This is a genomic window from Chryseobacterium sp. UYP7, from assembly GCF_056279225.1.
In genome coordinates this window covers 590,273-601,899 of sequence record NZ_JBWBQW010000002.1, presented here as the reverse complement: position 1 = coordinate 601,899, position 11,627 = coordinate 590,273, and the positions used below count along the sequence as shown (strand labels likewise).

Here is an 11,627-nt window from a genome sequence, read left to right as displayed (position 1 = left end):
TGTGAAGATTTATTTTAAATATAAATCGAAACCTTCTTTAAAATCAGACTTTTAATTGCTGTAGTATTTTCCAATTCCTGTCGAATCAAAAGTGAAAGCATTATCATTTTCCGACTTATCTAATTTTTTACTGATGGTTAAGGCCCATAAAACCAATTCTTTGCAGAAATTTTTGTCGACTTTGCTCAATTCTGAGGCGTATTCTTCCACAACATCACTCAAAGGTGTGATCTTCTTCAATTTCGCAAAATACTTTTCATCGGTATCGTCGTAATTTAATTCGACCACACTTTTATTGAACCAGTTGATAATATCGGTGTAAGCATTTTTCTGACCTTCTTTTTCAAGTTTTGAAATTTTGGGGAAAATACTTTCAAACTGAACCATCACGGCTTTGTCGATCAAGATTTTCGCAACGTGATCTGCACCTTCTTGTTCACCTTCGTAAACCAGCTCGATCTTTCCGGTGATGGATGGAATAATAGACATGAAATCTACCAGACGGATGGTTGTTTTTTCTGAGTCTGATTCGATCAAACGCAGTTTCGCAGCGGCCATTAAGTTTTCCATAGCGCTGATGGTTAAACGCGCACTTACGCCACTTTTAGCATCTACATATTCGCTGTCTCTCGCGGCGAAAGCCACTTCTTCTAAAAGATCTTTGGCCAAACTCGGAACGGTGATCTGCGCTTTATCTTCCGCTGAAATTTTTGCTTCTTGTTCCGTAATTTGTTTTGCAAGTGCAATTGTTTTTGGATAATGCGTAAAGATCTGAGATCCGATTCTGTCTTTTAAAGGCGTTACAATACTTCCTCTGTTCGTGTAATCTTCCGGATTTGCGGTGAAGACAAACTGAATATCCAAAGGCATTCTTAACTGAAAACCACGAATTTGGATATCGCCTTCCTGCAAAATATTGAATAAGGAAACCTGAATTCTCGCCTGTAAATCGGGTAGTTCATTCAGAACGAAAATACAACGGTTGGCACGTGGGATCATTCCGTAATGCAAAACGCGTTCGTCTGAGTAAGGTAATTTTAAAGTCGCTGCTTTAATGGGATCAATATCTCCAATCAGATCTGCCACGTTAACGTCCGGAGTCGCTAATTTTTCGTAAAATCTATTAGAACGGTGCACCCAGGAAATCGGAGTGAGATCGCCTTTTTCCTCGATCAGATCTCTGGAATATTTTGAGATCGGGTGAAAAGGACTGTCGTTAATTTCTGACCCTTTTACAATGGGCATATACTCATCCAGAAGATTCACCATGCTTCTTGCGATCTTCGTTTTTGCCTGACCACGCAAACCTAAAAGATTAATGTGGTGTCCGGCAAGAATTGCTTTTTTCAATTGTGGAACAACGGTATCTTCATAACCCCAAAGTCCTTCGAAGACCGGTTCTTTCGCTTTGATCCGGGCAATCAAATTCTGCTGAATTTCCTGGTTGATGGTTATATCGGTGTACCCTGAACTTTTTAATTCTTTAAATGTGATATCTTTTTTCATGTATTTATTTCTAAATTTATTTTGAAACATTCTGATTGAAGTCTCTTATCTATCAGTCTATTATCTAATACTCTTTTAAATTCTTTTTATTCTATTTTTTTCGTAATCTTCAAAGATCATTTCTCCTAAGCCGGAAAGTCCCGTTAGGAAAGCTTTACCCTGATTTTGAGCCGTAAAAGCTTCCACGAATTTCCGCAGATAAGGATCTTGGGCGATCATAAAAGTGGTGATCGGAATTTTTAGTTTCCGTGCTTGAGCGGCTTTCGTCAAACACTGGGTGACGATCATTTCATCCAGACCGTTACTATTCATGTAAAATTCTCCTGTTGGTAATTGGATACAGCTGGGTTTTCCGTCGGTGATCATGAAGATCTGCTTGTTCGTATTTCTTTTTCGACGCAAAATGTCCATTGCTAATTCCAGTCCGGCAACGGTGTTTGTATGATAAGGTCCGACTTTTAAATAGGGCAAATCTTTAATTTTGATGGGCCAGGCTTCGTTCCCAAAAACAATAATATCGATGGAATCTTTCGGGTATTTCCTTTTGATCAGTTCCACCAAAGCCATGGCTACTTTTTTCGCCGGTGTAATTCGGTCTTCGCCGTATAAGATCATGGAGTGGCTGATGTCGATCATCAAAACGGTGCTCATCTGAGCTTTATGCTTTGTTTCTTCAACGATGAGGTCGTCTTCGGTTAAACGAAGATCTGAAATTCCGTTGTTGATCTGGGCATTTTTCAAACTCTCGGTCATATTGACCGTTGAGAGATCATCGCCGTATTGAAAAGAACGATTTTCTCCGTCGCGTTCATCTCCAACACCCACTTTTTTGGTGTTGTGATTTCCGATGCCGCTTTTTTTGAGTTTCCCGAAGATCTGATCTAAGGCAAATTCACGCAAAGCTGCTTCCAGTTTAGCGGTGAGGATGTTTTTTCCTTTTCCGGTTCCGGTGTTTCCGTCTTTGTCTTTTTCCTCTTCTTTAATGTAGCCGCGTTTTTTCAGGTCTTCTTCAAAATCTGCGAGGGTGTATTCATCGGTAAAAATATCGTATTCTTTATCCAGCATTTCGAGCCATTCGAAGGCTTCTTCAATATCGCCGGAAGTGTGGGTGAGCAAATCTTTAAAAACATCAAAAACCCGATCGAAATGGGAAATTTCTTCGGGGGTATGTTTGGTGAATATAAAGCCTTTGCCAAAATTAAGGTCTTTATTCGTCATAATCTTTTCTGCATTTATTGCAGGCAAGGTATAGAAATATCGTTCCAAAAAGGGGTAGAGATAAATAGAAAATGCTGATGATGGTGATGGGAATTTAGGTAATGAAGATTAAATATGAAAGGTGAATGAAGGATATCAAAGAACGGAAATTTGCAATATCGGCTAAACATCTTCTTTCTTTTGTTTCTCTAAAATTAAAACAATGATATCGATAAAAAAACAAAAATTAATTTTCATTTTAAAAAAAAACTTACTTCAAAATACTTGACTTTTCAAAGTGGTTCTACAAAAAAATTAATCCCAATTCTAGTCCCGATTGCAACGGCATCTCTCGTCTTCAGGACGAGACAAGCAAAAGATATAGTGGAAAGCGGGTGCTCAAGTTTAAAGAAAACAGAGAATGGTATTACTCCAAAAAAAAATACCCTTCAGAAAATCTAAAAGGTAAAATATTTTTGGTAAAATTTTTAAATGCGGTCGGGAATCATTTCTTCTTCCTCCGCTTCGTAAAGATAACGCTCTTTGGTATCATTTAACTCATCCATCCAATCGGTGTGATGTTGAGCAGCCATGGTTCCGGTAACGACACTTTGGTAGGTTTTGTCGCGGTAAGTGAGAATGTTGTCTTCTTTATCCTGAAGCCATTCCTTGAACATTTGGGCGACTTTATCGACATTGAAATGCGGATAATCGGAAAGGGAAAGCAAGTCTTTAATATAATCGGACTGAAAATCAACATTGTCTAAACTGCCTTCTAACTGGTCATTTCTTTCTAACCATTTGTCGATGTCTAAACGTCGTTCCGCTTCTGTTGGTAATGTTAACCGGTTCATCATAAAATCGCGGGCAACCCAGGCCTGCGCATCGAACATATTGAAGGTGTAATATTGATCCTGCATTCCCAAATAAATGAGTTGTGGCATTTGATTAAAGAATATGCCTTTGTATAAATGATCGGGGAAGAGATTGTTTTTGGTTTTCAATCGAAGTTCGTCCGGTAAGAACGGGAATTTATGTTGATAACCAGTGCACATAATTACGGCGTCATAATTCTCGGTCGTGCCATCTTTGAAGAAAGCGGTTTCGCCTTTGAAATGGGTGACCAAAGGAAATTCTTTAATTCCTTAGGGCCAGTCGATGCCAATCGGATTAGTTCTGTAACTTAAAGTCACCGATTTTGCGCCGTGTTTGTAACACTGAACGCCAATATCTTCTGCAGAGTAACTGCTGCCGATGAGCAAAATATTACGATCCTTGAACTGATCTGCACCTCGGAAATCATGTGCATGCATCACGGTTCCGGGGAAATTTTCGATTCCTTTGAAGTAAGGCATGTTCGGTGTAGAAAAATGTCCGGACGCTACGACCAGATAATCCAGCTCTTCAGAATAAGTTTTGTTGATTTTTAGATCATCCAGAATAACGTTGAATTTCTTGGTGTCTTCATCAAAATTGACCCAGCGCACGCAGGTATCGAAACGGATGTAATCACGAGCATTGCTTTTTTTAATCCGTCCCTGAATATAATCAAACAAAACAGGTCGTGGAGGATAAGAAGAAATAGGTTTCTTGAAATGTTCGTCGAAAGAATAGTCAGAAAATTCTAAACATTCTTTCGGCCCATTGGACCAAAGGTATTTGTACATGCTGCCGTGAAGCGGTTCGCCATATTTACCGACGCCCGTTCGCCAGGAATAATTCCACATTCCGCCCCAGTTATCCTGTTTTTCGAAACAGATGATTTCGGGCATGGCATAACCTTGATCCTGCAAAGCTTCGAAAGCACGAATTTGCGCTAAACCGCTTGGACCTGCACCGATAATACCGATGCGTTTGTTTTTCATTACATTTTTATTGATCATGAACAATATTTTGGGTAGAAAATCTGTCTTTTAAAAAAGCAAATTTCCCAGATTAATAATAGCTTGTAAAAAATTTCTGTTAAATGCAGAAGGAAGAGATAGCGTCTCTCAAGATGGAAATTGGCAGATGAATCATCGATACGCAATTTCTGAAATGGATTTTTATATTTAAGCAATATTGCTAAAATACGGATTTTTTTGCGGAATTCCTAATTAGAAAAGATTATAAATGATAACTGAAGATCTATTTCTGTCTTTCGGAACGATAATAAAATCCGAAATTTAGAAGTTCAAGAAATGATTTTTTGGCTTTTGAAGGAATAAAAATCGAATCGGTTTTTGAATGTAAACGTAAAGATTTCACAATTTTAAATGATGCGAAAATTGTTTTGGTAAGTTGGAAGGAAAAAATATTTCGATAAATTTTTAAGATTGATGAGGTTATCAATTAAATTAATAATTAGTTAAATCAACAACTTTTTCTTCTTTTGAACTTTCCAAAGCAGCTTCGATGATTTTCATATTCTGAATAATTTCAGATGCGGGTGAAGGTAATGCCGCGCCAAAAACAATATGTTCATAAATCTCCTGATAATAATTCATATAATTTCCGGGTTCGCTGGAAGTTAATATTCTTTCGGTTTCGGAATTTTCTTGTAAATAATTGAGGATTCCATCTGTTTCTTTTAATGGTTTTGTCCAGTCTTCATTAAAAGTTGGAATTTCTCCCGCGACTAATTCCATTTCCTGATCGTCGGTTCTTTCCTGCAAAAAACTTCCATTGTCGCCGTGAAGAATATAGGCATAATGCGCTTCTTTGCTGAAAACTGAAGATTTCAGACGAACTCTTAAATCATTTTTATAATAGAGTAAAATCTCAAAATAATCATTGGCGAAGGCTGAACCTTTCATAGAAAATACATCGGCAAAAAGTTTTTCGGGGAAACCAAAAAGCTGCGTCGCCTGATCGATGAGATGAGAACCCAAATCATGAAGCGCGCCCGAACCTTTCAGTTGTGGGTTTTCTTTATGTGCTTTTGCACTGGGTTCAGTCCGAAATCGGTCGAAGCGGATCTCGATTTCTTTTAAAGTTCCTAAAGTTCCTTCTTCTAAAATTTTTTGGACTTGAAGATAATCGCGGTCGAATCTGCGGTTTTGGTAAACACTCAGGAAAAGATTTCTTTCTTTGGCCAATTTCACCAAGGTTTCTGCTTCGGAAACATTTACGGTAAAAGGTTTTTCGACGATCACATTTTTTCCAGCTTCCAAAGCTTTTTTTACATACTCGAAATGGGTTTGAACAGGCGTGTTTACGACCACCAATTCAATATCTGCACTTTGGAGCATTTGTTCTACGGTTCTGTAGATGGTTGCGTCGGGATATTTGGCTTTGGATTCTTCTTTGGATCTTTCGACAATTGCGGACATAAAAAATCCAGGATGTTCTTTTAAAAACGGAGCGTGAAAAACTTTGCCACTCATTCCAAAAGCACAAAGACCAACTTTTACCAATTGCATATTCTAAATTTTAAACAAATATATTTATAAATATTCTTTTTGGAGGATGACGTAAAGTAGAAGCTGGAAGACTGAATATCGAAAGAGATTCTCCTGACTTATTTTGGGAATAAAAAACCTACCGTTATTCTAGCCCCGATAGTAGTGAAGCCCCGATTTTAGGGCGGAACGGATAGCGGGTTCCTCGTTTTGCAGAAGAAATAATAGTGTTGCTCCTTCCAAATTTTGTGAATCCGGTTTTAAAACAAAATCAGTTTCTATTGTACTTCTAGAGAAGACAAAAAAAAGGAAGCACGATTAACATACTTCTTTTTTTTAATTATTTGCTCATTGATTTTTTAAACCTCATCATTGGCATGTCGTCCATCATCAGGACTAATTTCCCATTTTCGTCGATGCTGTATTTGTTAATTTTTTTCATAGTCGATAAAAAAGTGATTTCTCCATCACCACAATACATCATGGTAGAAATTTCGGGATCTGCGAAGGATATTTTATTTCCGGTGAGTGTATATTTTGTAGAATAGCCATTGCAGCTATTGTTTCCACTCACGCGCATGTCTGTTTTGTTGAACATAATTTCGGGTTTTTTGTCCGGAAATAATCCTTCAAAAGTAATTCTTGGTCCCGTAATGTAATCGAGTTCCCAGGTGTTGCCGTACAACTGATCCGTTTTCGGAGTCATATTTGCGGTGCAGGAAACGAGCAGAAACGCCATTGCAGCGACTAAAAGAAATGTTAGCTTTTTCATAATATTTATTTTTATTGATTTATTCGAGGTAAAAGAAATGATGATTATAAAGAATCAAAGAACTACCCTTTGCAAATTTGAAGCCGATAAATGATTTACAGTTAATCGAGGGCAACTTGGACTTTAATTTCAGGAATTATAAAGTCTTAACGCCTGAAATATATATTGGGAAATAGCAATTTTAGCATCTCGATTGTAGATAGGATTTCTACGAAAATCTCTTATAAAGAACATTTTATTTTGGACAGAAATTTCCGCTCCTTCAGTCGCCAATCATTACCGTTGGGCAACCAATAATAACCGTTGCGCCACAACCAGCTGTATCGCCTGACCGCAAGGCTGGTTTTCCTTCGATTAAAACGGTGTTGCTTCCGAAAGGAAAAGGAGTTGGTAAATGTGGTACGGGTTGAGTTAAAGGACAGACATGCAGGTCGCCGCCTGTTGCCGCGGGCATTCCGCCGATCAATACCGTGGGAGAACCTGGACCTATTATTATTCCGCCGTGACTCGTAACATCACCTAATCTTGCAGCATTTGCCATTTTTTAATTTTTTTTAGTTAATCTGGACAAGAGCTCCCTTAATCCGGGTGATGACAGGAGATATAATTTCCACGCCTGCTGTTCCTTCTGCTTTTAGATTTACTTCGCTTTTCAGGTTGATATTGAGTCCCTCCAAATTGAGGTCGCCACCTGCTTTTAAAGTAATATCTTTTTGGGTTTCTATCGTAATTCCGGTAGAATTTATTTCAATTAGGTGTCCTTCGTTTTTTAGGATGATCTTTTTGGAATCTTCGCTTAATTCGATGCTTGTATTTGGCGTCGAAATGCTGATTGTTTTTCTCTCTTCGTCGAACAGCATCTTGAGTTTTTCCCGACTCACATAACCTTTCAGATTGTTTTGATCACTGGCTGGAATCGGTGAAACATGATTTGAACTGTGCAAAGCGCCCAAAATAACGGCTTGTTGGGGATCATCATTAAGGAAACCTAGAATCACTTCATCTCCAATTTCCGGACGGAAGATCCAGCCGCGATCTGTTCCGGCTTCCATTCTGGCGGATCTTGCCCATACTGAACCTTGGCTGGTGTTTAGATGGGGAAGTTGTACCAAAATTTTATGGTCAGATTCCGGACTTTCGAGTTGTACAACGATACCGATCTGTAGTCCATTGATTCCGGAATTTTTTCCGACCATAGAATTTTCTGTTGAAAGTATGTTTTGATATTTATATTTTTCCGGATCTGTGCCGATTTGGTAAGTAGTCGTAAACTGTCCGTCAGAAATTTCATGTCTGATTCCGGTAATCAGTAATTGACCACTGAATTGTTTTCCGACGCCACTCACTTTGATCCAGTCGCCGATTTCTGCACTTGTATTTCCGGCGGTTCGGATTGAACCTCTGATCTTTGAAAGTTCTGTATTAAGAGCGTTTCGAGTGGCAATTTCAGAAGTTGAGATATCAGATAAACTTCCCAGTGCTAAAATTTCCGCCGAGCCGTGATGGCATTTTCTTCCAATTTCTACAGAGCTTAAATTCCCAGCTGAAGAAGGAAAAGGTTCCGAAGATTCTTCGGTGATAATTTCCTGATTTTCGCTGTTCCAGGTTTTCGCTTTAAAACTCTCGAAACTGAATCGACTGTCTGTCTCTAAATTAAAGGCAAGAATATCGCTGCCGAAAGTCAGTTTTAGTTTTTCGGTTTCGGGAGCCGTAATATTTTTTAGCAGGAACGTCTCATTTTTTGGAATTACATATCTGTTCGTGGCTGTGGCGCGCGAATTAATAAAATCCCAATCACTCGTATTGAACTGCGTGAAAAGATGGTGATTCTCCTGAGTGGCGTCAATTTCCGTCGCAACTCCATATTCGTTCAAGATTTGCTGAATGGCCTCACTGTCTTTCATTGAATTAAAAGTCCTGGAATTTTTTTTGATGGAAGTCAGGTAATATCGATGACCTAATTCAATTTCCATTTTATAATTTTCATCTTCGGAAACCGTGATCTTCTGTTTCACAATAATTCCGGAGAAAACCAAATCTAATTCCTGATCATAACCCAATTTAATATCGAGGGATTCGCCAAGTTGCCAACGTTCCTTTTCAAATTCCAGAATAAATTCGGTGTTATTTTTCACTCCGAGAATTAAGATTGCTTTCGGTAATGCAGAAAAACCAAATTCTATATTGGCGGAATAAACCACTGCATCAGAAATTTCTATTCCGTTTCTTACAAGCGAAATTGCGGACAAAGAGTTTGGCATCTTAGTATTTTTTGGTCTGGAAGAAAGAACTTTAGTTTGAAGAATCTCACACCAAGCTACCGCTTTTTTCCTAAAACTAAATTACGGAAAAAAGAGACTTCAAAAACATAAATTATTAGAAATGTAGACTTTGCGCTACAAATATTTTCTATTTAATCAAAAATAGTTGAGGATTTTGATCTTTTTATAAAAATTCCGTTTTGCAGTAATCAATTTTATAACTGCCATTTTTCGAGAGCAGAGTAACTTCATTTAGTGTTTTGTAATCGCCACCATAATTAATAAAAACGCTGTACTTTAAAGGAGAGATCTTCTTAATTTTTAGGCCTTTTAATTCACCCATGTCGCCGTTTCCTCTGCCAAAAAGAAAACATTCTGTAGTATACAATGGATATATTTTTGCCCATTTTTTTTCGTAGGCTTTCTGTGCTGCGGGAAGTTCCTCTTCGGTTAGATTGGAGGGCCCATAAATATCATTAGAATCAATAATAAAATCCTTAAATCTTGAGGTACAAAGTTTTTCTTCAACATCATAATCCGGGAAATATTTTTCTGAATGATTGTTTTTGAAGATGTTCGCGAGCCATTCTTTTCCTTCATCAGCGGAAGTAGAATTTTTAAAATTATCTGTTGGTGAAGATGCTGAAATCAAGGAGTCATTTAATTTCGTAGAATCTACGCGTATTGTTGCTTTCGTTAAGGCGGAAGTTGAATCGTTGTCTTTTTGACTGCAGGCACTCAAAAAAATGATCGCTGTGCAAAACAATGTCGTTATTTTCATTATTGAAAGATAGCCGGAATTAATTCATTTTCCATCATTTTTTCTACCTGCTTTTCCCCGTTTGGCGTGTTATAAGCGGTTGCAGTAATTACGATGACCACTGGCTGATCTTTAAAAATAAAAATCCGGTTGCCGCCATTTCCGCTGGAGTAATACACTTCGTAGTTTTTGCCGTTTATTTTGTAGGTTTTATTCCAAAATAGATATCCGTAAAACTCACCTTCAGAAATCTCCATTTGATGAGACAAACTTTTTGCAACCCAATCTCTGGAGAGAATTTGCCTGCCTTTCCACAGTCCACGATTTTTATATAATTGTCCGAACTTTGCAAGATTCAGGGAACGCATTTGCAAACTTCCGGCCGTATTTGCGACGTTTTGTGGGGTGAGTTGCCATTTGTAAGTGGTAATTCCAAGTGGTTGAAATAATTTTTTATCGGCATATTTTTCTAAACCATCCGGAACGGATTTATGAATAATATCTCCCAGAAGTACCACCCCGGCCGTAAAATAATCCCAGCGCTTTTCTGTAGCTTTCGTTTTGTCGCTGGGCAGATTCAGAGTGAAATCTACCCAATTTTCTGTGGGATACATATTTTCTTCATTTCCGGGAGAATCGGAATCAATGTCGGAACCTTCGAAATCAGAACGCATCGTTAGCAGATCTTTCAAAGTAATATTTTCTTTTGCAGGCGAATAGTTTTGATGTTTTTTGATGTCGTAAAATTCTTTTAAAGTCTGATTTTCATTTTTGATAAATCCGTCTTCAATTGTAATTCCTAAGAGTGTTGAGGCAAAAGATTTACCTACCGATCTAGTGTCGTGAAGCGTATTTCTGGTGGTACCGTTAAAATATTCTTCCAGTAGTAACTGATCATTTTTGATGACGATCACACTGGTTACCTCTTTGTACTTTTTGGTTAGGATCTTTCGATTCAGTTCTTCAATTTTTGGAATATCGATTTTCTCTTTTGAAATTTCCCAGTCTTTTAAAGGTTCTATATTTTGAACTTTAAGAAGGTTATTATCAATTACAATTTCCGGAACGCTGATTTTTAGTTCTCCTTCTGCGATGATCTTTCCCGTTAAAATTTCAGTTTGTTTTAAATAGGGCCTGATCTCTATTTTCATAAGATGTTCACCGGTTGAAAAAACGTCTTCACCACCATTGGCCAGAAACCGATTCCAAAGAAACCGTCCCCAGGAATCTTCATTCGTAGAACTTAGGAGTGGAACTCTAAATGTTAAACGCTGATCTTTACTTTCCGAATTTCCGGCTCCGATATTTAAATTCTCGACATATATTTTTTTAGCATCTACAAAAAAGGTAAACTGGTAATTTCCATTATTGGTCAATTCCTGCGAGGTAAGTTTTGGCGCCAATAAATGAAGTTCATTTGTTAAAGAATTTTTCAAAAAAACGCGGATGTTTAGATCGGTGTTTTCCTTTAATTCGAATGAGTTAAGAAAGTCAGCTTGCTTTAAATTTTCAAGTGGAATATTCTCTTTCAGAAAAGTAATTTTTCCCATATTCGCCCTATGAACCGGGAAATTAATGGTGTCGCTTTTTACAAAATCTTTTGACTGTGCGAAGAAGTTTAAGCTTAGAAAAAAGCTAGTTAAAAGAGCGAGGTGTTTGATCATTTTTTCTCTGTGATTTGTGTTGTTTCTTTCTAATTATTATCAATGGCGGTCACGTCGTAATTTGTGAATTTCCTTTTGAACCGTTTT

Annotated in this window: 10 protein-coding genes; all 10 read right to left on the bottom strand. The window is 37.7% G+C overall.

The features are described 5' to 3' along the window. Positions 1-51 precede the first annotated feature (51 nt). The 10 genes from ACZ9HT_RS07080 to ACZ9HT_RS07035 all read right to left on the bottom strand — a co-directional run bounded on the left by ACZ9HT_RS07080 (position 52) and on the right by ACZ9HT_RS07035 (position 11,540). Positions 52-1,506, bottom strand: a complete 1,455-nt coding sequence (locus ACZ9HT_RS07080) for a sigma 54-interacting transcriptional regulator (RefSeq protein WP_476039762.1) — start codon at positions 1,504-1,506, stop codon at positions 52-54. A gap of 75 nt (positions 1,507-1,581) precedes the next feature. Beyond that, a complete protein-coding gene (locus tag ACZ9HT_RS07075; RefSeq protein ID WP_476039761.1) occupies positions 1,582-2,724 on the bottom strand; it encodes a vWA domain-containing protein in 1,143 nt (380 codons plus the stop codon). A gap of 467 nt (positions 2,725-3,191) precedes the next feature. Beyond that, positions 3,192-3,830, bottom strand: coding sequence for a hypothetical protein (locus tag ACZ9HT_RS07070; protein WP_476039760.1), 639 nt, complete (start codon positions 3,828-3,830; stop codon positions 3,192-3,194). An 18-nt stretch (positions 3,831-3,848) separates the two neighbouring features. Then, complete coding sequence (locus tag ACZ9HT_RS07065; RefSeq protein ID WP_476039759.1) at positions 3,849-4,586, bottom strand: NAD(P)-binding domain-containing protein; 738 nt, start codon at positions 4,584-4,586, stop codon at positions 3,849-3,851. 453 nt (positions 4,587-5,039) lie between these two features. Beyond that, entirely contained in the window at positions 5,040-6,104 is a 1,065-nt protein-coding gene (locus ACZ9HT_RS07060; protein WP_476039758.1) for a Gfo/Idh/MocA family oxidoreductase, read from the bottom strand. A gap of 319 nt (positions 6,105-6,423) precedes the next feature. Continuing rightward, positions 6,424-6,855 (bottom strand): META domain-containing protein, encoded by a 432-nt coding sequence (locus ACZ9HT_RS07055; RefSeq protein WP_476039757.1) that lies wholly within the window; start codon positions 6,853-6,855, stop codon positions 6,424-6,426. Positions 6,856-7,117: 262 nt separating this feature from the next. Next, the gene (locus tag ACZ9HT_RS07050) at positions 7,118-7,396 is read right to left on the bottom strand and encodes a PAAR domain-containing protein (protein WP_476039756.1); all 279 of its coding nucleotides are present in this window, start codon (positions 7,394-7,396) and stop codon (positions 7,118-7,120) included. Positions 7,397-7,409: 13 nt separating this feature from the next. Further along, positions 7,410-9,116 (bottom strand): type VI secretion system tip protein VgrG, encoded by a 1,707-nt coding sequence (gene vgrG, locus ACZ9HT_RS07045; RefSeq protein WP_476039755.1) that lies wholly within the window; start codon positions 9,114-9,116, stop codon positions 7,410-7,412. A 184-nt stretch (positions 9,117-9,300) separates the two neighbouring features. Then, complete coding sequence (locus ACZ9HT_RS07040) at positions 9,301-9,897, bottom strand: putative periplasmic lipoprotein (protein ID WP_476039754.1); 597 nt, start codon at positions 9,895-9,897, stop codon at positions 9,301-9,303. After that, positions 9,897-11,540 (bottom strand): serine hydrolase domain-containing protein, encoded by a 1,644-nt coding sequence (locus ACZ9HT_RS07035; protein ID WP_476039753.1) that lies wholly within the window; start codon positions 11,538-11,540, stop codon positions 9,897-9,899. The genes ACZ9HT_RS07040 and ACZ9HT_RS07035 overlap by 1 nt, the downstream gene beginning before the upstream one ends. Between the last annotated feature and the right edge of the window lie 87 nt (positions 11,541-11,627).